This window comes from Enterococcus sp. S53, assembly GCF_016516865.1.
Classification (GTDB): Bacteria; Bacillota; Bacilli; order Lactobacillales; family Enterococcaceae; genus Enterococcus_D; species Enterococcus_D innesii.
The window spans coordinates 1-24,808 of the sequence record NZ_JACVUH010000010.1 but is presented as its reverse complement, the minus strand read 5'-3'; the positions used below and the strand labels follow the sequence as shown (position 1 = coordinate 24,808).

23 protein-coding genes, 2 pseudogenes and 1 other annotated feature are annotated in these 24,808 nt (G+C 41.9%); of the genes and pseudogenes, 24 read left to right on the top strand and 1 reads right to left on the bottom strand.

The window, feature by feature from the left end; translation table 11 throughout:
• The first annotated feature begins 1 nt into the window (after window position 1).
• From IAE45_RS12540 to cls, 8 genes and pseudogenes are all read left to right on the top strand, one after another.
• Window positions 2-835 (top strand): sugar ABC transporter permease, encoded by an 834-nt coding sequence (locus tag IAE45_RS12540; RefSeq protein ID WP_077453539.1) that lies wholly within the window; start codon window positions 2-4, stop codon window positions 833-835.
• Between the two features lie 10 nt (window positions 836-845).
• Window positions 846-1,661, top strand: coding sequence for a DUF1189 family protein (locus IAE45_RS12535; RefSeq protein WP_140965684.1), 816 nt, complete (start codon window positions 846-848; stop codon window positions 1,659-1,661).
• Window positions 1,662-1,908: 247 nt separating this feature from the next.
• Window positions 1,909-4,293: pseudogene (gene secA / locus IAE45_RS12530) on the top strand (preprotein translocase subunit SecA); the annotation flags it as partial.
• Between the two features lie 45 nt (window positions 4,294-4,338).
• Window positions 4,339-4,413: pseudogene (locus tag IAE45_RS19370) on the top strand (SEC-C metal-binding domain-containing protein); the annotation flags it as partial.
• An 88-nt stretch (window positions 4,414-4,501) separates the two neighbouring features.
• Window positions 4,502-5,609 (top strand): peptide chain release factor 2 gene (gene prfB / locus IAE45_RS12525; RefSeq protein ID WP_102136372.1). Its coding sequence is split into 2 segments (ribosomal slippage): window positions 4,502-4,573 and window positions 4,575-5,609, totalling 1,107 coding nucleotides; the frame shifts between segments, so codons are not numbered across the junction.
• Between the two features lie 112 nt (window positions 5,610-5,721).
• Window positions 5,722-6,408, top strand: coding sequence for a cell division ATP-binding protein FtsE (gene ftsE, locus IAE45_RS12520; protein WP_005237293.1), 687 nt, complete (start codon window positions 5,722-5,724; stop codon window positions 6,406-6,408).
• Window positions 6,401-7,285 (top strand): permease-like cell division protein FtsX, encoded by an 885-nt coding sequence (gene ftsX / locus IAE45_RS12515; RefSeq protein ID WP_077453536.1) that lies wholly within the window; start codon window positions 6,401-6,403, stop codon window positions 7,283-7,285. The genes ftsE and ftsX overlap by 8 nt, the downstream gene beginning before the upstream one ends.
• 122 nt (window positions 7,286-7,407) lie before the next feature.
• Window positions 7,408-8,853, top strand: coding sequence for a cardiolipin synthase (cls, locus tag IAE45_RS12510; protein WP_096742357.1), 1,446 nt, complete (start codon window positions 7,408-7,410; stop codon window positions 8,851-8,853).
• Window positions 8,854-8,916: 63 nt separating this feature from the next.
• Here cls and IAE45_RS12505 read toward each other — a convergent pair whose 3' ends face one another.
• Window positions 8,917-9,036: a DUF4044 domain-containing protein gene (locus tag IAE45_RS12505; RefSeq protein WP_005237290.1), complete on the bottom strand. Its 120-nt coding sequence runs from the start codon at window positions 9,034-9,036 to the stop codon at window positions 8,917-8,919.
• Window positions 9,037-9,368: 332 nt separating this feature from the next.
• Here IAE45_RS12505 and IAE45_RS12500 point away from each other — a divergent pair, with 332 nt between their 5' ends.
• The 16 genes from IAE45_RS12500 (at window position 9,369) to IAE45_RS12425 (ending at window position 24,478) form a co-directional block, all read left to right on the top strand.
• Complete coding sequence (locus tag IAE45_RS12500) at window positions 9,369-9,737, top strand: DUF3397 domain-containing protein (protein WP_077453534.1); 369 nt, start codon at window positions 9,369-9,371, stop codon at window positions 9,735-9,737.
• A 198-nt stretch (window positions 9,738-9,935) separates the two neighbouring features.
• Window positions 9,936-10,367 carry a division/cell wall cluster transcriptional repressor MraZ gene (mraZ, locus tag IAE45_RS12495; protein ID WP_005228792.1) on the top strand — a complete coding sequence of 144 codons (432 nt, stop codon included), beginning with the start codon at window positions 9,936-9,938 and terminating at the stop codon, window positions 10,365-10,367.
• 25 nt (window positions 10,368-10,392) lie between these two features.
• Complete coding sequence (gene rsmH / locus IAE45_RS12490; protein ID WP_077453533.1) at window positions 10,393-11,352, top strand: 16S rRNA (cytosine(1402)-N(4))-methyltransferase RsmH; 960 nt, start codon at window positions 10,393-10,395, stop codon at window positions 11,350-11,352.
• A 5-nt stretch (window positions 11,353-11,357) separates the two neighbouring features.
• Entirely contained in the window at window positions 11,358-11,777 is a 420-nt protein-coding gene (gene ftsL / locus IAE45_RS12485; protein WP_200125934.1) for a cell division protein FtsL, read from the top strand.
• Window positions 11,778-13,973 (top strand): penicillin-binding transpeptidase domain-containing protein, encoded by a 2,196-nt coding sequence (locus IAE45_RS12480; RefSeq protein WP_142424782.1) that lies wholly within the window; start codon window positions 11,778-11,780, stop codon window positions 13,971-13,973.
• A gap of 15 nt (window positions 13,974-13,988) precedes the next feature.
• Window positions 13,989-14,951: a phospho-N-acetylmuramoyl-pentapeptide-transferase gene (mraY, locus tag IAE45_RS12475; protein ID WP_005237283.1), complete on the top strand. Its 963-nt coding sequence runs from the start codon at window positions 13,989-13,991 to the stop codon at window positions 14,949-14,951.
• Between the two features lie 12 nt (window positions 14,952-14,963).
• Entirely contained in the window at window positions 14,964-16,322 is a 1,359-nt protein-coding gene (murD, locus tag IAE45_RS12470) for a UDP-N-acetylmuramoyl-L-alanine--D-glutamate ligase (protein WP_200125932.1), read from the top strand.
• A gap of 15 nt (window positions 16,323-16,337) precedes the next feature.
• Window positions 16,338-17,432: an undecaprenyldiphospho-muramoylpentapeptide beta-N-acetylglucosaminyltransferase gene (gene murG / locus IAE45_RS12465; protein WP_077453529.1), complete on the top strand. Its 1,095-nt coding sequence runs from the start codon at window positions 16,338-16,340 to the stop codon at window positions 17,430-17,432.
• An 86-nt stretch (window positions 17,433-17,518) separates the two neighbouring features.
• Window positions 17,519-18,505, top strand: coding sequence for a cell division protein FtsQ/DivIB (locus tag IAE45_RS12460; protein ID WP_096742360.1), 987 nt, complete (start codon window positions 17,519-17,521; stop codon window positions 18,503-18,505).
• Window positions 18,506-18,658: 153 nt separating this feature from the next.
• Window positions 18,659-19,981 (top strand): cell division protein FtsA, encoded by a 1,323-nt coding sequence (gene ftsA, locus IAE45_RS12455; protein WP_081118410.1) that lies wholly within the window; start codon window positions 18,659-18,661, stop codon window positions 19,979-19,981.
• Between the two features lie 31 nt (window positions 19,982-20,012).
• Window positions 20,013-21,257, top strand: a complete 1,245-nt coding sequence (gene ftsZ / locus IAE45_RS12450) for a cell division protein FtsZ (RefSeq protein ID WP_005237278.1) — start codon at window positions 20,013-20,015, stop codon at window positions 21,255-21,257.
• A 12-nt stretch (window positions 21,258-21,269) separates the two neighbouring features.
• On the top strand, window positions 21,270-21,941 hold the full coding sequence (locus IAE45_RS12445) for a YggS family pyridoxal phosphate-dependent enzyme (RefSeq protein ID WP_077453525.1): 672 nt from the start codon (window positions 21,270-21,272) through the stop codon (window positions 21,939-21,941).
• Window positions 21,942-21,957: 16 nt separating this feature from the next.
• Entirely contained in the window at window positions 21,958-22,611 is a 654-nt protein-coding gene (locus tag IAE45_RS12440) for a cell division protein SepF (protein WP_200125930.1), read from the top strand.
• A gap of 26 nt (window positions 22,612-22,637) precedes the next feature.
• Entirely contained in the window at window positions 22,638-22,901 is a 264-nt protein-coding gene (locus IAE45_RS12435) for a YggT family protein (protein WP_005228822.1), read from the top strand.
• An 18-nt stretch (window positions 22,902-22,919) separates the two neighbouring features.
• On the top strand, window positions 22,920-23,702 hold the full coding sequence (locus IAE45_RS12430; protein WP_016613826.1) for a YlmH family RNA-binding protein: 783 nt from the start codon (window positions 22,920-22,922) through the stop codon (window positions 23,700-23,702).
• A gap of 20 nt (window positions 23,703-23,722) precedes the next feature.
• Window positions 23,723-24,478 carry a DivIVA domain-containing protein gene (locus IAE45_RS12425; RefSeq protein ID WP_077453523.1) on the top strand — a complete coding sequence of 252 codons (756 nt, stop codon included), beginning with the start codon at window positions 23,723-23,725 and terminating at the stop codon, window positions 24,476-24,478.
• Window positions 24,474-24,703 (top strand) — a binding site (T-box leader). Its footprint overlaps the gene before it by 5 nt.
• Window positions 24,704-24,808: the final 105 nt, after the last annotated feature.

The following is a 24,808-nucleotide window of genomic DNA, read 5'->3' as shown; positions in this document are numbered from 1 at the left end:
GATGAAAAAGAAAAAGTTTTCTTTCAGCAAATTATTTACCTACTTGTTTATGATCGCTTTATCGATCATTATCATCTATCCCTTGTTGATTACCGCAACCTCAGCCTTTAAGGCAGGGAATATGATCGCTTTTCGCTTGGATTTTGATGCGGATTGGACATTGAACAACTTTCGACGATTGTTCAATGAAACCCCCTATTTGACATGGTATAAAAACACTTTGATCGTGGCTGTTTCCACGATGGTGATCCAAGTAATGATCGTAACGCTGGCAGGGTATACTTACAGTCGTTATCGCTTTGCCGGTCGTAAGAGCAGTTTGATGGTGTTCTTGATCGTTCAGATGGTGCCAACGATGTCGGCGTTGACCGCTTTTTATGTCATGGGCTTATTAGCAAACGGTCTAGATAGTTTTTGGTTTTTGACACTGATCTATATCGGTGGTGGGATTCCCATGAACACTTGGCTGATGAAAGGGTACTTTGATACGGTACCAATTGACTTGGATGAATCAGCAAAACTTGATGGTGCAGGGCATTTTCGCATCTTTTGGCAAATCGTTTTGCCCCTCGTAAAACCAATGGTCGCCGTGCAAGCATTATGGGCCTTTATGGGACCATTCGGCGAATTCTTGCTAGCGCGGTTCTTGCTTCGCTCGCAAGAGCGTTTGACTGTCGCAGTCGGTCTGCAGACTTTTATCAACGATGCCCGTAACCAACGGGTAGCACTTTTTGCGGCTGGGGCGATTTTGATCGCCGTACCGATCGCTGCACTGTTTTTCTTCTTACAAAAATACTTTGTTTCAGGTTTGACCTCGGGTGGAACAAAAGGATAGGAATGATAGGATGTCTGAACAACGATTTCCCTTAACATACTTTGGGGCCATTTTTTCTCCAACAAAAGTCTATGCATGGCGTAAAAAATTAAATCGCTGGCAGCAAGTGTTTGTCTATATTTTCTTGATGTCCTTGCTGATGGTCCCGCTGACCTTGATGATCAGCAAGCAAACGGATCAAGCCTTTGCAGCATTTTTCCCCCATGCAAAAACACTCATGACTGCTGAAACAGCAGCCAAATACAGTGAACTGCAGCTGGAAGATGGCAAACTTTTAACGGATGAGTCACAAGTCTTTTCGCAAACAGAAACGGGCATTATAGGCGTTGGGCTTTCAGAAGCGGACCTTGAGGAAGCCAAATATGCCATCAATTTCCGAGAAACAGACTGGACCATCAAAGAAGAAATCGATGGACAAACCTATCACTATGAAATGCGTTACACGGCGGAAATGATGCCTGATCAAGTGCATGATGCGACTTCGTTTCAGAAAGTGATCGAAGACGGCTTCTATCGCAACAACGAGACGGCGATTTTCTTCAGTCAGACGATCACAGTGGCATTTTTATTGGTGGCAATGAATAGTATTCTCGTCATAGGCGCAGCATTTTTCCTCTGGGTGACGAAAAAATCACGACTGTCGACAATCGGCAGCTTCAAAGAAAGCACGAACGTGATTTTAAATGCATTGGGGGTAGGCTCTCTGGTGGCAATGTTGGCAGGATTTATTGGCGCTGATATCATCTTGATGATCGGGATTCAGTCTTTAGGCATGCTGCTGATGCTTTTCTTAACTTTCTTAAAAACCCGTTTTAAAACGGCCTAATTTGCAAACATTCGCAACAAGTCATTTGGACGTGCGCTGGACTTTTGGCGCCGATCAATGGCTTGTTGCGTATTTTTTCCCTTCGTTTCTTTAAAATCTGTGAAAAAAGGTTAAGAATCCGTTTATCACGCAAGATTGATGCGATAGTTCTATCGAAAAATATTTCATTTATGGTGAACTAGTGCTAAAATAGTTAGGAGAGTTTCCAGCTAGGATAATGTAGAAGTAAAAGGAGAATTATTAAGGTATGGCCAATTTTTTTAGAAAATTAATCGAAAACGACAAAAAAGAATTAAAACGTCTTGACCATATTGCGAATCAAGTTGAATCACATGCGGATGAAATGGCCGCTTTATCTGATGAACAATTACGCGGGAAAACCGATGAATTTCGTCGTCGTTTCCAAGAGGGAGAGACTTTGGATAAATTATTACCTGAAGCCTTTGCAGTAGTTCGTGAAGCTGCAAAACGCGTTTTGGGTCTGTATCCTTACCACGTCCAATTAATGGGTGGGATCGTCTTACATGATGGGAATATTCCAGAGATGCGTACCGGTGAAGGGAAAACCTTGACGGCGACATTACCTGTTTATTTGAATGCCTTGAGTGGTCAAGGCGTCCACGTCGTAACCGTCAATGAATACTTGGCAACTCGTGACTCGACTGAGATGGGAGAGCTGTACAACTTTTTAGGCTTGACGGTCGGCTTGAACATCAACTCAAAATCAGCAGAAGAAAAACGTGCGGCGTATGCTTGTGACATCACTTACAGTACAAACAATGAATTAGGGTTTGACTATTTGCGGGACAACATGGTGGTTTACCGTCATCAAATGGTACAACGTCCATTAAACTATGCCATCGTCGATGAGGTCGATTCGATCTTGATCGATGAAGCGAGAACACCGTTGATCATTTCAGGACAAGCAGAAAAATCAACTGCGCTATACACCCGGGTCGACAATTTTGTCAAACGCTTGACGGAAGAAGAAGACTACAAAATCGATATCCAATCAAAAACGATCGGTTTGACAGAGCGTGGGATCGAAAAAGCGGAAGAGACTTTCGGCTTAGAAAACTTGTATGATATTGAAAACACGGCATTGACCCATCACTTGGACCAAGCGCTACGAGCGAATTACATTATGATTCGCGACATTGATTACGTGGTGCAAGATGGGAAAGTAATGATCGTTGACCAATTTACAGGTCGGATCATGGATGGCCGCCGCTATTCTGACGGGCTACATCAAGCGATCGAAGCAAAAGAAAGTGTCGAGATCGAAGATGAAACCAAAACGATGGCGACGATCACATTCCAGAACTACTTCCGGATGTACAAAAAACTGTCTGGGATGACCGGTACAGCGAAAACAGAAGAAGAAGAGTTTCGAGAAATCTATAACATGCAAGTCATTCAGATTCCTACAAACAAACCAATTTTACGGGATGATCGTGCGGACTTGCTTTATCCAACGCTTACCAGCAAATTCCAAGCAGTCGTTCAAGACATCAAAGAGCGTCACCGTAAAGGACAACCAGTGCTTGTAGGGACGGTCGCTGTTGAGACGTCTGAATTACTGTCATCAATGCTTGATCGTGAGAAAGTTCCTCATGAAGTATTGAATGCCAAGAATCACTTTAAAGAAGCAGAAATCATTTTGAATGCGGGACAAAAAGGCGCTGTAACGATCGCGACCAATATGGCTGGTCGGGGAACGGACATCAAGTTAGGTCTTGGTGTTGCAGAACTAGGCGGCTTGGCAGTTATCGGTACTGAGCGTCATGAATCACGACGGATCGATAATCAGTTGCGGGGACGTGCGGGACGTCAAGGAGATCCAGGGATGTCGCAATTTTACTTATCGCTAGAAGATGATTTAATGAAGCGTTTTGGTTCTGAACGAATCAAATTGTTCTTGGATCGGATGAAAATCGATGAAGGCGATGCCGTGATCCAAAGTAAGATGCTTTCAAAACAAGTAGAATCTGCCCAACGACGAGTGGAAGGGAATAACTACGATACCCGGAAAAACGTCTTGCAATACGATGACGTAATGCGAGAACAGCGGGAAGTTATTTACGGACAACGTCAAGAAGTGATCATGGAAGAAACGGATCTTTCACCACAATTAATGAATATGGTGAAACGCTCCATCAGCCGGGTCGTTGACAGTCATACGCAATTAGAAGAAAGCAATTGGAATTATGAAGGAATCGTTGATTTTGCGGCCAATGCACTTGTTCATGAAGATACCATCAGCATCGAAGACATCAAGGGAAAATCAGCTCAAGAGATCAAAGATTATCTAAACCAACGGGCAGAAGAAGTCTTTGAACAAAAGAAAACACAACTTAATAGTCCAGAACAATTACTGGAATTTGAAAAAGTAGTGATTTTACGAGTCGTTGATACGAAGTGGACCGACCACATCGATGCTATGGATCAGTTGCGTCAATCGGTTGGGTTACGGGCTTATGGACAAAACAATCCATTAGTTGAGTACCAAACAGAAGGATTCAATATGTTTGAAAACATGGTTGGAGCCATCGAGTATGAAGTAACGCGTCTGTTTATGAAGGCAGAGATTCGTCAAAACGTTCAACGGGAACAAGTAGCCCAAGGAGAAGCGCAAGGGGTAGAAGAAGCACCGGCTGCCCAAGCGCCAAGTTTCAAAAACGTGGGTCGCAATGATCCTTGTCCATGCGGAAGCGGGAAAAAATTCAAGAATTGCCACGGGAAAAATATGTAACAAGTTTTGAAAAAGGTGAGAGTAGGCTGGCAGACGTTTTTGTCCAGTCTACTTTCGTTTGTAAGAAAAAAAGAAAGAAGGAATTTTAATGGAAATCGCAGATATTCGGAATCAATTGACCCAGATGAATGAAAAAATAATCAGTTTTAGGGGGTCTCTTTGACTTAGATCAGTTAGAAGAGGACATTGCAGAAGCGGAGCACCAAATGGCAGATCCCACCTTTTGGGATGACTCGGAAAAAGCCCAACAAGTCATTAACGCCAACAATGCCAACAAAGAGACCTACGATCAATTCAATCAGCTAGCAGAAGAATTGGAAGAGCTCGAAGTGATGCTAGAAATGATTCAAGAAGAAGCTGATCCGGAAATGGAAGCAGAACTTGAAGCACGAATCGGTAAGTTAAATGAGAAAATGGCTTCTTATGAATTGTCGATGTTGTTAGATGAACCCTATGATCGGAACAATGCGATCATCGAGCTCCATCCGGGCGCAGGCGGTACCGAGTCGCAAGACTGGGGCAGCATGCTGTTACGGATGTATACTCGTTTTTGCGAACAACATGGATATCAGGTGGAAACCTTGGACTATCAAGCCGGTGATGAAGCGGGGATCAAAAGTGTCACATTACTTGTGAAAGGGCACAACGCCTATGGCTATTTGAAGTCGGAAAAAGGCGTGCATCGCTTGGTCCGTATTTCACCTTTTGATTCTGCTAAGAGACGGCATACGTCATTTTGTTCGGTGGATGTGATGCCGGAATTAGATGGGGCGATCGATGTGGAGATCAACTCAGATGATTTGAAGATCGATACGTACCGCGCAAGCGGCGCTGGTGGACAGCACATCAACAAAACCGAATCTGCTGTGCGGATCACCCATATCCCGACAGGTACGGTAGTTGCTAGCCAAGCCCAGCGCTCACAATTGAAAAACCGCGAGCAAGCGATGGGGATGTTGAAAGCTAAGCTGTATCAATTAGAAGTGGAAAAGAAAGAACAAGAAGCAGCAGCTTTGCGAGGCGAACAGTTAGAAATTGGATGGGGCTCGCAAATCCGTTCCTATGTCTTCCATCCCTATTCGATGGTCAAAGATCACCGGACAAATTTCGAAACTGGGAATGTACAGGCAGTCATGGATGGCGATTTGGATGGCTTTATCGATGCGTATTTGAAGCTAAAACTGAATCAAAAATAACCTGGTGTGACTTAAACAGATTGAAACATAATTGTAATCTGTTGCAAGCAAGGTGAAATATATTCATGCTATAATAAGCCAGAATGAAAATTTGAGATGGAGAGATAGCTGTATGATAGAAATGAAAGATATAATGAAAAAGTACTCTAATGGTACGACTGCTATCCGCAACCTTTCGATTTCAATTGATCAAGGGGAGTTTGTCTATGTCGTTGGACCATCCGGTGCCGGAAAATCAACCTTTATCAAATTGATGTATCGAGAAGAAAGAGCAACAAAAGGCGTTTTGAATGTCGCAGGATATGATTTGGTCGGCATGAAAAACCGTGAGATCCCTTTGATGCGCCGAGAAATCGGCGTGGTCTTCCAAGACTACAAACTTTTACCGCGGAAAACGGTCTTTGAAAATGTTGCTTATGCAATGCAAGTTATCGGACGCAAACCCCGTGATATCAAAAAACGGGTGATGGAAGTTCTGGATTTAGTCGGACTAAAACATAAAGTACGGGTATTTCCGAGTGAGCTTTCCGGTGGGGAACAACAACGTGTGTCAATCGCTCGTGCCATCGTAAATACGCCGAAAGTATTGATTGCGGATGAACCAACGGGGAATCTAGATCCTGAAAACTCGTGGGAAATCATGAAATTGCTTGATCGGATCAATGCCCAAGGAACAACGGTCGTTATGGCGACCCATAATAGTACGATCGTAAATACGATTCGTCATCGCGTGATCGCGATTGAGAATGGCCGCATTATTCGCGACCAAGCGGAAGGAGAATATGGTTACGATGATTAGAACATTTTTCCGTCATCTCCTGGAGAGTATCAAAAGTTTAAAGCGTAACGGCTGGATGACCATCGCGTCGTTGAGTGCGGTAACGATCACACTGACATTAGTCGGTATTTTTCTAGGTGTAATCTTAAATGCAACAAAATTAGCCGAAGACATTCGTGAGAATGTGGATGTTTCGGTTTTCGTTGATATTGGTACGGAACAAGAAGATATGGATGCTTTAGAACAATCCTTAAACGATCTACCTAACGTTTCGGAAGTGAAATTTTCTAGTCGAGACGAAGAATTGCAGAAGATCCAAGATGCCATGGGAGATTCATGGAACTTGTTCGAAGGCGACAGCAATCCGCTCTATAACGTGTTTGTCGTCAGTGCAACAGATCCAGAGTATACGACAGAGATCGCTGAACAAGCGGGCGAATTGCCAAATGTTTTCAAAGCCGATTACGGCGGAGATTCTTCTGACCGAATCTTTGAATTGTCTGCGGCTGTGCGGACTTGGGGCTTAGCGGCGGCAGTCTTACTGATTTTTGTAGCAATGTTCCTGATCTCCAATACGATTCGGATCACGATTTTATCTCGTCAAAGAGAAATTCAAATCATGCGTCTGGTAGGGGCGAAAAACGGCTACATTCGTTGGCCATTCTTTCTTGAAGGCGGCTGGATCGGACTCTTAGGATCAATCGTCCCAATTGCGTTGATGTACTTCGGGTATCATCAAGTTTATGCAATGGTCAATCCATCCTTGCTACGTTCAAATTACAGTCTAATTGCACCAAATCTGTTCTTGATTCAAGTATGTGGTGTGATGGCGTTGATTGGGATCGTGATCGGTTCACTTGGTTCCGTCTTATCGATGCGCCGATTCTTAAAATTCTAAACCGATGTTTTCTTAAGTCGATCGTCAGATCGGCTTTTTTTGTTTCCTCACAGTGTTTCTTTACTTTAGGTACTATTTTTTGATATGCTTTAGTAGCGGGAAATCGGGGAAGAGGTGAAAAAATGGTTGTAATGGACAATCTAGTAACCATTTTATTTATAGTCAATATTTTGTTATCAATTATTATCATTTTCAGAGAAAGGCGGCAGACTGCTCAAACATGGGCCTGGCTTTTGGTCTTGATGTTTATTCCTATTGTTGGTTTTGTTCTTTACTTTTTCTTCGGAAGAGGGATCTCCAAGGAAAAGATCTTTGATATGCGCTCGCAAGCAAAGATTGGTCTAAATGTTGAACTAGAAGAGCAAAAACAAGCACTTTCGCGTCATTTGTTTCCGCATCCGCCGACTGCTCAAGTAGAAGTCCAGCAGTTAGTCTATCTGTTGACGGTCTTTGGTCAATCTCTCTATACGACAGCCAATAGCATGACGCTTTATACCGATGGACGGCAGAAATTTGATGCTTTGATTGCTGATATCGAACAGGCAAAAAATCATATTCATATGGAATATTATATTTATCGCAGCGATGCATTAGGGAATGAAGTCAAAGAAGCATTGGTACGAGCGGCAAAGCGAGGTGTGAAAGTAAGAGTCTTATTAGATGCTTGGGGCAGTACCCAAGTATCCTTGAAGTTTTTTGATGAGTTGCGTCTACATGGCGGGCAAATTGCCTTTTTCTTTCCTTTGTTCGTTCCTTATGTCAATCCGCGAATCAATTATCGGAATCATCGTAAAATCGTGGTGATTGATGGTGAGATTGGTTATACAGGTGGATTTAATGTGGGAGACGAGTATCTAGGACAAGTGGAAAAATTCGGTTATTGGCGAGATAATCACTTGCGAATTGCCGGCTCAGCAGTCTATTCGCTGCAAAATCGGTTTCTAATGGACTGGAACTCACAACATGCCTTGGAAATCAAATATGATCCGGCATTGTTTCCTGAGATCAAACAAACGGGGACAGTCGCTGCCCAAGTCATCACTAGTGGTCCTGATACGGAACATGAAGAAATCAAAATGACTTATTTGAAAATGATCAATTTAGCTAAAAAAGAGATCCTAATCCAAACGCCGTACTATATTCCGGATGAAGCCATTCATAATGCCTTAAAGTTAGCCCTGCTCTCTGGGGTGAAAGTTCATATACAAATTCCGAACAAACCTGATCATCCTTTAGTTTATTGGGCGACCTATTCATTTGCGGCTGAATTGCTCCGCTTTGGCGCAATCATCGAGACTTATGAAAAAGGGTTTATGCATGCAAAAACGATGATCATTGACAGTGGACTTGTATCGATTGGTTCGGCAAATATTGATGTCCGATCTTTTCGCCTAGATTTTGAAGTTAATACAATCATCTATGATGCGCAGCTAGCGACCAAAACGAAAGAAGCGTTTCTAGCAGATTCGATCGATTCGAAGCCGCTAACGATCGAAGCATATCAACAAAGAAAGTTGACGATCAAAATCAAAGAAGGTTTGGCACGACTCGTGTCACCGTTACTGTAAAAAAAGTGCCCTTTTCCAAAAGATGGAAGCCATCATTTTGGAAAAGGGCACTTTTTAATAGGATTAACCCATAATACTTGTGTATGCTGCTAAGAAAATCGAGCCGACAGTGAGAATAAGCATGGTCCAGATCACGACTTGTGTGATTTTTGCAAAGGTACTTTTTGGTTTTTTCTCGTTCATTCTAATCCACCTTTTAGAGTTATTCTAGTGACAGTTTACCCTCAATTTCTCAAGAACTCAAGTTGATCCAAGGAGAAATTAAGAAAATTTCAATTTCACCATAAAAAAATTCGTTAGAATGGCAAGATAGGCTTGTTGAAGCTACGCCCTTCTGCTTTAATAGGTAAAGAAATACATTCTTTAAAACTTTCAAAAGTTAGTTGCTGAAATAAGAGCCTCCTTAAAAAATTTCATGGCTGTCTTATTCCGGCTTAGATTTTTAAAAGAACTGAAACATGGATGTAAAGAAAATAAAGTATAGTGACACTAGTTGTTAGAAAGGATTTTGCTGTATGTCTGGATTTAATCCAATCGTTTTGTTTTGGTATATTTTTCCTGTGCTCGTTTATTTTGCTTGTCGTTTTATCGTTTCTGCACTTTCGTTGAGTGATCGTTTCCATGTGAAGGCACCGGATTTAGCGGTACCATTTTTAATGGTGGGGATTCACCAATTATCAAAATATACTTTTGATCAAGCGATCACATTGTACTATTTGATCTCCATTTTTCTATTAGGCATTCTACTGGCCGTCTTTCAGGCGTACTACTATGAAGAAATCCAATATAGTCGCTATTTTAAAATGTATTGGCGCAGTATTTTCCTCTTTACGATCATCTTTCATATCGTTTTGATCATTTTAAATATTGTAAGTTACTTATAGTAGTTTGACCATTGATAAACGTCCATTTTTTCTCTTAAAGTTTTTTTAAAAACTCTAAGAAGTCTTTTTCTCCCTTTTTGTTCATTTGGTAAAGAAAAGTCAAACAACTTCCCTTTCAAATTTCATATAATTTGTGGTAGAAAGTGGGGGATTGTGGTAGACTGTGAATATCAGGTGGAGATCGGGGGTTATTTATCGATGTTTATGGGAGAATTTCAACATTCGATAGATGCAAAAGGCCGACTAATCGTCCCTTCAAAACTACGAGAAAAACTCGGAGAAAAATTTGTGGTGACACGTGGATTAGATGGCTGTTTATTTGGCTACCCCTTATCTGAATGGGAAAAACTTGAAGAAAAACTAAACGAAATGCCTTTAGCGAAAAAGGATGCTCGGACATTTGTCCGCTTCTTTTATTCTGCTGCAACAGAGTGCGAGATCGATAAACAAGGTCGGATCAATATCCCTGTTACATTGAGAAATCATGCAGACCTTACTAAAAGCTGCGTGATCATCGGGGTTTCAAACCGGATTGAGATTTGGGATGAAACGCGTTGGCAAGCATTCTCTGAAGAAGCAGAAGAAAACTTTGATGAAATTGCTGAAACAATGATCGACTTTGGCTTATAGGCTTGATAGGAAGAGGAAAAAACACATGGCAGATTTTCAACACTACACCGTTATGCTACAGGAGACCGTTGATGGGTTAAAGATTCGTCCAGAAGGCGTCTATGTCGATTGTACATTAGGTGGAGCCGGTCATAGTGAATATCTATTGTCACAACTATCTGAAGAGGGACATCTCTTTGCCTTTGATCAAGACCAAACCGCCATCGACCATGCAAAAGAACGTTTAGCACCATATGTTGCTAAAGGGATGGTCACGTTTATTAAAAGTAATTTTCGCTATTTAAAGGAAGCATTGCATCAACACGGTGTGAGCCGAGTCGATGGGATTTTGTACGATTTAGGTGTTTCCTCACCCCAATTAGATGAAGCCGAACGTGGCTTTAGCTACCACCAAGATGCACCGCTGGATATGCGGATGGATCAAACTGCAGCATTGACTGCCTATGAAGTGGTCAATCAATTCGACTACCATCAATTAGTCAAGATCTTCTTCCGTTATGGAGAAGAAAAATTCTCAAAACAAATCGCTCGTGAAATCGAGCGGGTGAGACAAGATCATCCCATCGAAACAACGGGGGAATTGGTCGATATCATCAAAGCAGCCATTCCAGCTCCAGCAAGAAGAAAGGGCGGTCACCCAGCAAAACGGGTTTTCCAAGCCATTCGAATTGCAGTCAATGATGAGCTAGGTGTAATTGAAGAATCTCTTGAACAAGCAATTCATCTTTTATCAGTTAACGGACGTGTCAGTGTGATCACGTTCCACTCTTTAGAAGATCGAATCGTGAAATCGATGTTCAAGGAATACAGTACACCGAAGGACATGCCGCCAGGTCTGCCGATGATACCAGAAGAATTTCAACCAACACTAAAACTTATAACAAGAAAACCACTGCTTCCTACTGAGGAAGAAGTAGCTGAAAATAATCGTTCTCGTAGTGCGAAACTACGAATCGCGGAAAAAATCAAGGAAAGCGAAGGGTAACAACTATGGCAGAACTAAAAGTTCATGACTATGAATTCAGAGAACCATTTGAATCACAACCTTTGGATCACTCTGAACCGACAACTGAAAAACTGCCTACTGATCCCCAGCGTCCTGAGGTCATCCGTGTACTAGCATCTCCGGCTCGTCGGTTAAAAAGTATTTCTACTCTAGAAAAACTGATTGCTGCCTTTGTGATCATCGCTGTATTGACGTTGGCGATCTTGACCATCAATATTCGGACCAATATCAGCCAAGTCGAACATGATATTTCTCTTATCCAATCGGATATCAGTGAAAAAACGACACAAGCAGAACAGTTGGAACAAGAGAAAAATGAGCTTTCTAAAACCGAACGGATCCAAAAGATTGCTGAGGATAATGGATTGTCGATCGATGATGGCAATTTAAGGAAAGTGGACTAAATGAAGTTAACAGATAAATTCAAGCAATACTTAAAAAAGAACAATCAAACTACAACGAACAATCGCAAAAAAGTAGGTATTATTCTGTTTGCTACGAGTATTGGATTGTTCTTTTTGTTTGTCACGCGTTTGAGCTATATCGTCATTGTCGGAGATGTTGCGGGGACTTCATTAGCAGAAAAAACCAAAAATCTCTATGAGGGCAGTGAAGTTATCAAGGCGAAACGAGGAACGATCTATGACCGCAATGGAATCCCGATTGCTGAGGACGTGACCTCATACTCTATTTACGCTGTTTTAAATCAAAATTACAAAGATGGTAATAAGAATCTCTTTGCAGAAAAAGCAAACTTCAATAAGTTGGCCAAAATCTTGTCAGATGTCTTGTCCATTGATCAAGAGACAGCAGTCAATACGTTAGAGGATGGTCTTGAGCAACAATTGTGGCGAGTGTCTTTTGGGAGTAAGGGAAATAATATTACATTAGAACAAAAAAATGCGATTGAAGATGCGATGGAACAAGAAGATATTGCTGGCTTCCATTTTGATAGCCATCCAGCTCGCCTTTATCCGAATGGGGTCTTTTCTTCTCACTTTATCGGCTATGCGGTTGCCAATGACGACGATACTGGTCTAGTCGGTAAAACCGGGTTAGAAGCTGCCTACAATGATGTGTTATCGGGAACTGATGGCGAGATTGTTTATCAAAAAGATAACAATCAAAACCCGCTACCAGGAACAGTTGCCGAAACCGTCGCAGCGGTGGATGGAAAAGACGTCTATACAACCATCGATAGTCGTATCCAAAGCTATTTGGAAACGCTGATGGACAGTGTCTTTAAAGAAAACAAACCAGAAAACTTAACAGCCAATTTAATGGATGCCAAAACCGGCGAGATTATAGCGATGGCACAACGACCAACCTACAATCCAGAAAATTTGGATTCAATCAATGATTGGCAAAATCTATTGGTTGAAGACAACTATGAGCCAGGATCCACCATGAAAATCTTAACGACGGCAGCTGCCATCGATCAAGGCATCTTCAATGAGAACGAAACTTTTACCCCAAGCCCTGATGGATTGAAACTTTATGATGCCACCATCAATGACTGGGACTTTGGTCAAAAAGGAACCTTGACGATGCGCCAAGCTCTTTCGTGGTCCAGTAATATTGGAATGGTGACCTTGGAACAGCGAATGGCTGACCGCTGGCAACAATACTTAAAAGAATTTGGCTTTGGTCGTAGCACCTATTCAGGATTGCCTAACGAAAATACGGGAATCACCCCAGAAGATAATCCTGTCAGCCAGGCGATGACTTCTTTTGGTCAAGCGATTGGTGTGACGAATTTCCAAATGATGCAGGCTTTTACATCGGTCGCCAATAATGGAACGATGCTGAAACCACAATTTATTAGTAAAATCGTTGATGGCAATACTGGAGAAGAAACGGTCACGCAACCTGAAGAGGTGGGGCACCCCATCACAGAAGAAGCGGCAACGAAGGTTCGCGAATATATGCGTGATGTTGTCGAAAGTGAAAATTACGGAAGTGCCTATGGCGTTTATGAATTACCTGGCTACAACATTTCTGCGAAAACCGGGACGGCCCAAGTAGCTGATCCAACAACCGGCAAGTATTTGTCTGGAGGCACCAATTATCTGTATTCTGTCGTTTTGATGTTTCCTTCAGAAGAACCAGAATATATTTTGTATTTGACCATTAAACTACCAGAGAAGCATGAAAGTACCGTGTTAGGTGAGATTGCCAATCCATTGATGAAACGGGTCATGGATCTGAAAAACTCTGCATTAGAAGAAAGCACAACATCTGGTAGCGAAACGACTGTGGGGGATTATCGCAATCTCGATACAGAATCTGCTGCAACCGACGTTCAAAAAGCTGGGTTGATTCCAATAGTCATCGGGGATGGTGAAAAAGTCATTGCCCAATCGGTTGACAGTGGAACTTCGATCATGCCAGGAGAACGAGTACTGCTCGTTACCGATAGCGATAAGTACTATATGCCGGATACAACTTCCTGGTCAAAAGCAGATTTGATTAAATTTGGCAGTCTACTAAATGTAGATGTTAGTTTTGAAGGAGACGGCTATTGTACCAAACAAAGCGTTGAGCCTTACACCGAATTATCGGGGCAATCGATCAAGTTTACACTAAGTGAAAACGAATAAATAGGAGAGAACAATATGGAATGGACAGAGATGATATTACCTTTGGCAAGTGGCTTTGCGATCGTAACAGCCACAATGCCTTTGTTTATCGGCTATTTTCAAATGAAGAAATACGGACAGGAAATACGTGGTGACGGTCCCAAATGGCACAATGTAAAGGCCGGAACACCAACGATGGGTGGGTTTGTATTTTTGATTTCTGCAATGATCACTGCCATCTGGGTAGGAGCATGGCAAAATCAATTGACTGCTTCATTGTTCATTCTTTTGTTCATTACCTTGGTTTATGGTGCATTAGGATTTCTTGATGACTTCATCAAGATTTTCCGCAAAAGAAATATGGGCTTAAACTCGCTGCAAAAGCTGATTGGACAGATTTTAGGCGGACTCGTCTTTTACTTTGTTTTCCGATCTGAAGGCAATGCGGATGTACTGAATTTCTTTGGGATCGATGTATCGCTATCGATTTTTTATGGCTTGTTCGTCATTTTTTGGCTTGTGGGTTTTTCAAATGCAGTCAACTTGACGGATGGGATCGATGGACTAGTCGCAGGACTGGGCACGATTTCTTTTTCAACATACGCACTGATTGCTTGGCGACAAGATCAAATCGATGTTTTGATCGTTTGTCTTGCGATCATTGGCGGATTGATCGGCTTCTTTCCCTACAATCGCAAACCGGCAAAAATTTTCATGGGGGATGTCGGTTCACTGGCTTTAGGCGGTCTGCTGGCAGCTATCTCGATTCTTTTACACCAAGAATGGACCCTCTTGCTTGTCGGATTGGTCTATGTTTGTGAAACAGCAAGCGTGATGCTGCAAGTTGCCTCATTCAAATTAACGGGCAAACGAATCTTCAAGATGTCACCCATTCATCATCATTTTGAAATGAGTGGATGGTCTGAGTGGAAGATCGACACTGTATTTTGGTGTATCGCGTTAGGTTGCTCGTTGCTCACAATAGCCCTTGTATGGTAGGAGATGAAGAAAATGAAAAAAATTACAACATATCAAAATAAAAAAGTTCTTGTGCTAGGATTAGCGCGTAGTGGATTCAGTGCGGCCAAATTGTTACATGATTTGGGCGCACTTGTGACCGTTAATGACGGAAAGCCATTTGCTGAAAATCCAGAAGCACAAGATCTTTTGGCTTTAGGGGTCAAAGTGATCACTGGCAGCCACCCAATTGAATTATTGGATGAAGGGTTCTCCCTAGTTGTTAAAAATCCAGGGATCCCTTATTCACAACCTCTTGTCCAAAAAGCTTTAGAGAAAAAAATTCCTGTGATTACGGAAGTGGAACTGGCGTATCAAATCTCTGAAGCGCCGATTATCGGTATTACTGGTACGAATGGAAAAACCACTACAACGACCATGATCGCCAATGTCTTGAATGCTGGAATGGAAAAAGGACAGGCATTGCTTTCTGGAAATATCGGGTTTCCTGCAAGTTCCGTTGCTCAAACAGCTAAGCCTGAAGATCGCTTGGTGATGGAGCTTTCAAGTTTCCAATTGATGGGAATCGATACCTTGCGGCCGAAAATCGCTGTCATCACGAATATTTATGAAGCCCATATCGATTACCATGGTAGTCGCCCGGAATATGTCTTAGCAAAATGGCGCTTGCAACAACGAATGACCGCTGACGATTATTTAGTGATTAACTGGAACCAACCAGAACTAGAAGCACTGTCGGCCAAATCAAAGGCGAAAATCATTCCTTTTTCCACCAAGGAAAAAGTAGCAGGCGCGTACATGCTTGACGGTATCCTCTATTATAAAGAAGAAGTGATCATGGCAGCTGATGAACTTGGCGTGCCAGGAGATCATAATATAGAAAATGCATTAGCAGCGATTGCTGTCGGTAAACTTTGCGATATGCCAAACGAAGCCATTAAGCAAGCGTTACAAACCTTTACAGGTGTACCTCATCGGACCCAGTATGTCACCACCATCAATCAGGTGAAATTTTTCAATGATTCCAAAGCAACCAACATCTTAGCAACAGAAATGGCCTTAGGTGGTTTTGACAATGAAAAATTGGTCTTACTGGCAGGCGGATTGGATCGTGGCAACAGCTTTGATGAGTTGGTTCCAGCACTAAATGGGCTCAAAGCTATCGTTGTGTTTGGAGAAACAAAAGAAAAATTAGCCGCTGCTGCTCAAGCAGCTGGTGTAAAAACGATTGAAATGACAGAGAATGTTGAAACAGCCGTCCCATTAGCCTTTTCTTTAAGTGCTGCTGGAGATACGATTCTATTGTCACCGGCGAATGCAAGTTGGGATCAATACCCTGATTTTGAAGTTCGAGGCGACAAATTTATGGCGGCAGTAGCAGAACTTAAATAGAAATGAGTGAAGGATATGAAAATACTTGTGACTGGCGGCGGTACTGGCGGACACATCTATCCAGCGTTGTCTTTTGTGGATTACGTGAAGGAGATTGACCCGACAGCCGAATTTTTATACATTGGTGCAACAAGGGGCTTAGAGAATAAAATCGTCCCTCCAACAGGTATTCCTTTTAAAACATTAGAGATTCAAGGATTTAAGCGTAAGCTATCTTTGGATAACGTAAAAACGATCCAGCTTTTTATGAAAAGCTACTACGCGGCAAAGAAAATCATCAAAGAGTTCCAACCGGATGTAGTGATCGGCACCGGCGGCTATGTATCCGGCGCCGTGGTCTTTGCTGCCTCGAAGTTGAAAATACCTACCATTATTCATGAACAAAATAGTGTACCTGGAATCACCAATAAATTTCTAACCAAATATGTGGATAAAATCGCCATTGCTTTTCACGATGCTTCTCAATACTTTCCAGCGAAGAAAACGGTGTTGGTGGGCAATCCTCGTGGTCAAGAAGTACGGAATAGTCAAAAGTCGACGATTTTGTCTTCTTACGATTTAAATCCGGCGAAAAAAACAGTCTTAGTTTTTGGTGGGAGTCAAGGAGCTCTGAAAATCAATCAAGCGATCATTGATGCGCTGCCGCTGTTTGCTCAAAAAGAGTATCAGTTACTTTATGCATCTGGCGAAAGGTATTACAAAGAGATCGAAGAAAAAATTGGGATGTCAAAAGATGCCTTTCCTAATATCAGTATTCGTCCCTATATCGATCAAATGGCAGAAGTGATGGCAAATAGCGATTTGTTGATTGGTCGAGCGGGTGCCACATCGATCGCCGAATTTACGGCATTAGGGATTCCAGCGATTCTGATTCCAAGTCCTTATGTGACCAATGACCACCAAACGAAGAACGCCCAAAGTTTAGCCAATGCAGGAGCAGTCAAAATGATTGCCGATCATGAATTAAACAGCCAAAACCTCGTGGAAGCAGTAGATAGTATCATGCAAGATGAAGCCCTTCGTAGTAAGATGGCCAAAGCCTCAAAAGAACAAGGGATCAGCGATGCCTCGGAACGATTATTTCGACTTGTGCAAGAGGTAATCAAATAGTACAATGTGTGGGATAGAAAGGAGCGATTATCATTAGTAAAGACAAAACACCTCATGATGATCAAACCCCCTCGTCAACGGAAGAGTTGACCCCTTGGCAAAAAGAAAATCTAAAATATTTGCAAGAAAAAGGCAATCAGCCAGCTTGGTCGTCATCCGCGTCTGATGAAACAGAAGACATGTCCCAAGCACATGAAGATGAGTTGACAGAAGAAACTCTTTTTGAAGCAGAACAAGCGATAGAAGAAACAGACGATGAGAAAGAAGGAGTGACTGAGCCAGAAAAAAAAGCTCGCTCTTTCGCTGATCGGCTGCCTAATCTAAAGGCGTACCGCAATCAGGTATTGATTCGCCGCTTAGCGCTGATTATCGGTCTACTGATGATTCCTTTGTTGATTGTTTTGTATTTTGTTTCGCCGCTTAGTCGTTTGGCTAATGTGGTGGTCAAAGGCAATCAAGAAGTATCCGCAGAAGCGATTCTCGAAAATTCTGACCTAGCCGTCAATGAAGAGATGTGGCCGCAATTTTTTGAACGGAATCAGAGTGTGGCCGCAATCAAAAAAGAATTGCCGCGCATAAAAAATGCTTCCATTTCTCTATCTGGTATTAATCGTTTCGATATCACTGTTACTGAATTTCAAGAAGTGGCTTTATTAGCCAAAGACGGCGGCTATGCACCAGTTTTGGAAAATGGCGCTGTTTTGGAAGACATCAGTGAGCAGCCAGAGGAAGGATTGCCGGTTTTAGAAAATTTTTCGGCTGAAGATAAAATCAAAGCGACACTCAGTGCCTATCAAGAATTAAGTTCAGAAATTCGCGATGGCATTTCTCAAATCAAATACACCCCCCGTGACAGCAATGATGAGCTGCTGACTCTCTTTATGAATGATGGCAATCAAGTGATCGTCAACATCTCAAATATGGTGAGTCAAATGCAGTATTATCCGCAAATTGCCAAAGATTTGACCGAGGACAGTATTGTGGATATGGAAGTTGGGATCTTTACGTATCCTATTTCAAATACACAAGAAGACGATGCAGACGAAAATCAAACAGCTGATAGTGATTCTTAGGAAAAATTCAAGAGTTTTTTTCATTAACTTGTTTCTAAAAAGCGCCATTATATGGTAGAATTGGTAACAGTGAACAAATTATTCGAATGAACTCTAAAAACGGACTGTGATGGTTCGCTATATATCCAATTTAAGTAGGAGGGAACCCCATCCATGGCAAAAACGGGAATGTATGTTGGCCTTGATATCGGTACGACATCTGTAAAAGTTGTAGTAGCCGAATACGTTGACAGCCAAATGAATATCATTGGTGTAGGAAATGCAAAATCAGAAGGAATCAACCGTGGGATTATTGTAGATATCGATAAAACGGTACAAGCCATTCAAAGAGCAGTAAGACAAGCAGAAGAAAAAGCAGGAATTCAAATTCGCAGTGTAAGTGTTGGTGTACCAGCCAATCTTCTTGAAGTGGAAAATTGTCAAGGGATGATCGCGGTCAATAGTGAATCAAAAGAGATCACCGACGAGGACGTCCGCAATGTTGCTTCCGCAGCACTTGTACGTTCAACCCCTCCCGAAAGACAGATCATTGCTATTTTACCGCAAGAATTTACTGTGGATGGGTTTGAAGGGATCAAAGATCCTCGTGGCATGATCGGTGTTCGCTTAGAAATGTTTGGGGTGGTTTATACAGGACCAAAAACCATCATTCACAACATTCGTAAGTGTGTGGAAAAATCCGGACTGATCGTCAATGAAGTGGTCATTACGCCATTAGCATTGACAGAATCGATTTTATCTGATGGTGAAAAAGATTTTGGCACGATCGTTATCGATATCGGTGGCGGCCAAACAACGACAGCTGCGATGCACGACAAACAATTGAAATTTACTCATGTGAACCAAGAGGGCGGCGAATTTGTCACCAAAGACATTTCAACGGTTTTAAATACCTCTTTCAACAATGCAGAAGCATTGAAGATCAATTATGGGGATGCGTATCCTGAACGAACTTCAGCTAGCGAAGAATTTCCGGTCGATGTGATTGGAAAATCAGAACCTGTGAAGATTGATGAACGCTATTTGTCAGAAATCATTGAAGCCCGTATGGAACAAATTTTCACTAAATCAAAAGAAGTCTTAGACGAAATTGATGGACTTGATTTACCAGGTGGTGTGATTTTAACTGGTGGCGCTGCAAGCCTGCCAGGTGTCGTAGATCTTGCTCAAGAAGTATTCGAAACAAACGTTAAGCTTTACGTTCCTAATCATATGGGACTTAGAAATCCTGTATTCACCAATGTAATCAGTATCGTTGACTATTCAGCAAACTTAAGCGAAGTCTATCAGCTTGCCAAAAGTGCGATCACCGGTGAAAAAACAGTCGCGCAACAGCCCGTTGCTATTCAACAACAAGAAGTACATTACGAACAATATGAAGCTCCAGAAGAAACTTATGAAGAAGTAGAAGAAGAGAAAAAAGGTGAGTCGATCACAAACCGAGTAAAAGATTTCTTCTCAAATATCTTTGAATAATCTAAAACGATTCTCAGGAGGAAGATAAACTATGGAATTTTCAATTGATAATAACATCAATGACGGCGCTGTGATCAAAGTCATCGGAGTCGGCGGCGGTGGCGGCAACGCAGTCAACCGTATGATCGAAGAAAATGTCAAAGGCGTAGAATTTATTGCGGCCAACACTGACGTTCAAGCATTAAAAAATTCAAAAGCAGAAACAGTGATTCAATTAGGCCCTAAATATACCCGCGGTCTTGGTGCTGGTTCTCAACCAGAAGTTGGTCAAAAAGCGGCAGAAGAAAGTGAAGATTCTATTCGTGAATCATTAGAAGGCGCGGACATGATTTTCATTACCGCTGGTATGGGTGGCGGAACCGGGACCGGTGCTGCACCGATCGTAGCGAAAATCGCCAAAGAAATCGGCGCATTGACAGTCGGTGTCGTTACTCGCCCATTTACTTTTGAAGGACCAAAACGCGGCCGTTTTGCGGCTGAAGGAATTGCTAAATTGAAAGAGAATGTCGATACACTATTGATCATCTCGAACAATCGCTTGTTAGAAGTTGTCGATAAGAAAACACCAATGCTTGAAGCATTCCGTGAAGCAGACAATGTCTTGCGTCAAGGGGTTCAAGGGATCTCAGACTTGATCACTGCTCCAGGCTACGTTAACTTGGACTTCGCTGATGTGAAAACAGTGATGGAAAACCAAGGCACCGCTTTGATGGGAATTGGTGTTGCTAGCGGCGAAGAACGTGTAATCGAAGCAACGAAAAAAGCAATCTCTTCACCATTACTAGAAACTTCGATCGATGGTGCCGAACAAGTACTATTGAACATCACTGGCGGATTGGATATGACTTTATTTGAAGCACAAGATGCTTCTGATATCGTCGCTCATGCAGCAACAGGTGATGTAAATATTATCTTAGGTACCTCAATCAACGAAGACCTAGGCGATGAAATCCGTGTGACTGTCATTGCAACTGGCATTGACCCTTCTAAAAAAGAACGTGGGTCTCGCTCTAGCAGACAAAGCCAAAGCCAAATTCATTCTATCCCACAAAAACCCACATTAGATATGGACCAAGCACGCCCTGCGCAAGCAGAGGAAAGCAACGGTTTCGGTGATTGGGATATCCGTAAAGAACAAAATGTACGACCTAAAGTAGAAGAAAACACATTTGAAAATGTAGAAAAGAAAGAATTCGACACCTTCAGCCGTGATGAAGTACGCTCGAATGATGACGACGAATTAAGCACACCACCATTTTTCCGTCGTAAACGCTAGGGGGCAGAGCACATGATTTCTGAGAACTTGCACAAGATCCAGCAAGAGATACAGGACTCCTGTGCTCTTGTTTCTAGAAACGCCAGTGAGGTCTGTTTGACAGCTGTAACAAAATCCGTCGATACAGAAACGACAAGAGAACTTCTAGAAAATGGTGTGCGGAATTGTGCTGAAAATCGAGTAGAAAAACTACTTGAAAAAAAAGCAGCATTAACGGATTTTCCAGATGTCCGTTGGCATTTTATTGGCAATTTGCAGCGTAGAAAGGTAAAATCAATTATAAACGAGATTGATTTTTTCCATGCGTTAGATTCAATCAAACTGGCACAAGAAATTCAAAAACGAGCAGAGCATCCGATCAACTGCTTTGTGGAAGTAAATGTTTCGCAGGAAGCAACGAAACAAGGGATTTTCGTAGAAGAGGTGATGGCTTTTATTGAAGCACTCGCTTCGTTCGATAAAATTCGTGTTGTTGGATTGATGACGATGGCCCCGCTCACTGCTTCCAAAGACGAGCAGCATCAGATTTTTAAAGAATTAAAAAGGATTCAACAACAAATCGCTGACCTGCATCTTACACATGCCCCTTGCTTAGAAACGAGTATGGGAATGAGTAATGACTTTCCCATTGCGATCCAAGAAGGCGCAACATTTATTCGTGTAGGAACAGCATTATTTCAATAAAAAAGGAGGTTGACCGATGTCGCTCAAAGAGAAACTGACCAATTTTTTTGGATTGACTGACGAAGAAGATTATTACGAAGAAACATATGCCACTGAAGAACCGGCACGAACAGCATCTAAACCGGCTGTGAACCAAGGAGGAGCTTCTACAGCCTCCAGAACATCCGCGAATACGTATGCATCTGGCCAAGCGGCAACCCGTACAACAAGTCAACCACAAAATCAAGCTTATCAATACAGACAGCAACCTCAAACTGCTGCTTATCAACAATCCTCAGCTGCGGCTGAACGAGTAAGATCGGTACCTAAGACGGAAGAAAAAGTCGTTCCGATGGCGCAACAAAGAACCAATACGAGAGTCAAAGATACAAAAGCAAAAGAAACTTCCTCGCAAGTGGCAGGAAAAATAACGATCGTAGAACCACGTGTTTACTCTGAAGCAATGGGGATTGCGAAGCAAGTCATCAATGGTGATGCTGTACTTGTTAATTTTCATTTAATTGAAGAGTACCAAGCTCGTCGAATAGTTGATTTTTTAACAGGAACAGTGTACGCTGAAGATGGTGATATCAAGCGCGTTGGCGATGAAATTTTTCTTTGCACGCCTAAGGGTATGGAAATTGAAGGCACTGCCCAAACATTAGCAGATACCAATTTTTTTGATATCTAAAGTGAGGAGGAACGCCAATTTTATTCTTGAGATTCGTTAAATTACTGAGTGATGCTGTTTATCTGTATACCATTTTATTAGTGATCTATGCACTTTTGTCTTGGTTTCCAGGAGGGTATCAATCCGCTTTTGGCCGTTTCTTGGCAAAAGTGTGTGAACCGTATTTGAGTTTATTTGATCGATTGAAATTAAGTTTTGCTGGTATCGATTTTACGATTGCATTTGCAATTATTGTCTTACAGCTAGCATCACAAGCATTGATATTGATCCTACAATCAATTTTATTTTAACGTAAGGGGTGGTTATCGGTGAACGCAAATGTCTATCAACATTTTCGAAACGATGAACGCCCTTTTATTGATTCCGCTCAAGGATGGATCGAACAAGTGCAAATGCAGTATGCGCCATACTTGACTGATTTCTTAGATCCAAGACAAGCGTATATCTTAGAAAGCTTGATTCGTCAATCAACGGATTTAAGCTTCCGTTTTTTTGGCGGATACGAAGCTGCTGAAAGACGACGCTGTTTAATTTATCCTGATTACTATGAGCCCACCACCGATGAGTTTGACATGACTTTATTTACGATTCAATACCCGAAAAAATTTACGGTTTTGAGTCATGGAAAAGTTTTGGGCACGTTAATGGGGACTGGAGTCAAGAGGGAATACTTTGGAGACATTCTTTCCGATGGTGAAATATGGCAAGTATTCGTTGCTACTGAAGTCAGTCATTTTATTCAACTACAAGTGGATAAAATCGGCAACGTATCGGTACGTTTGGAAGAAACGAAATATACCGATTTGATCGTGCCTAAAGATGGCTGGACCGAGGAAAGAGAAACGGTTAGTTCATTGCGTCTTGATACAGTGATCTCCGCCGTGTACAACATCTCTCGTCAGCGATCGAAACAGTTGATCGAATCAGGAAAAGTAAAAGTAAACTGGACAGAAGCATTACGACCAGATTTTGTTCTGGATTTACTGGATATCGTTTCAGTAAGAGGATTTGGTCGGATTCAAATACAGGGGTTAGAAGGAACCACGAAAAAAGAAAAAGTTAGATTGTTATTAGGTGTATTACGTAAATAAATCAAAGAGGTGTATAGAATATGGCATTAACTCCATTAGACATTCAAAATAAAAACTTTTCAGTAAAAATGAGAGGCTACAATCAAGACGAAGTCGATGACTTCTTGGATATGATTGTTCGTGATTATGAAGAAGCTGTTCAACGCAATCGTGAGTTAGAGAAATCATTGAAACATGCAGAAGAAAAACTCGAATACTTCAATGAATTGAAAGACGCCTTGAACCAATCCATTATCGTGGCTCAAGATACGGCGGATAAAGTAAAAACAAGCGCAAGCAAAGAATCAGAAGTAATCGTTACTTCTGCCCAAAACCGTGCGGATGAGATGGTTGCTACTGCAGAAAAACATGCCCATGCCTTGATGACCTCAGCAGAAGAAAAAGCCAAAGAGATTTTGACAGATGCAACAAATAATGCACGTCAATTGGCGACAGAAACAAATGACTTGAAGAAGAAAACCAGAGTCTTCCATAACAACTTATTAGTTATGTTGCAAACGCAATTAGAACAAGTGAAGAGCCCTGAATGGGAAGAAATTTTGGCGCCATTTTCAAGCTATGTACAAGATTCCCACCAAGTGATCAGAGAAGTTTTGTCAAAAGAACTTGACAGTGAAAATGGTTCTGGAGTAAACTCAGAAGCAGTGGAAACATTTGATGTGGACATTGTTGAATCAGATGAAAAAATCGTTGATGTAAGTGAAAGCCCTGAAGTGAAAACGTTAGATGATGCGAGAAACTTATTAGACGAGTTGAACAAAACAGATAACAACTAAGACACAGAACAGAAAAATTTCTTATATTTTTCAAGCGAGTTTGGGAGAGTGGAAGCCAAATAAAACCCTGCAAGAAATCAGATCATCTGTGAGTTGCGTTCTTGAAAGAGCTGACTTTTCAAAGACTCGAGTAGAGAACGACGCCTGATCCCGTTACCGATCATCAAAGAATTGTCAAAATGACAATTAAATTTGGGTGGTACCACGAACACGTTCGTCCCTTGCCAGGGACGGACGTGTTTTTTGCTGTGAATCACTGCGATTGGTCCGCAAAGCGGAACAGAGCAGATGATGAACAGTACTAGGCGACCATAGGGAGCGTAGTAACCG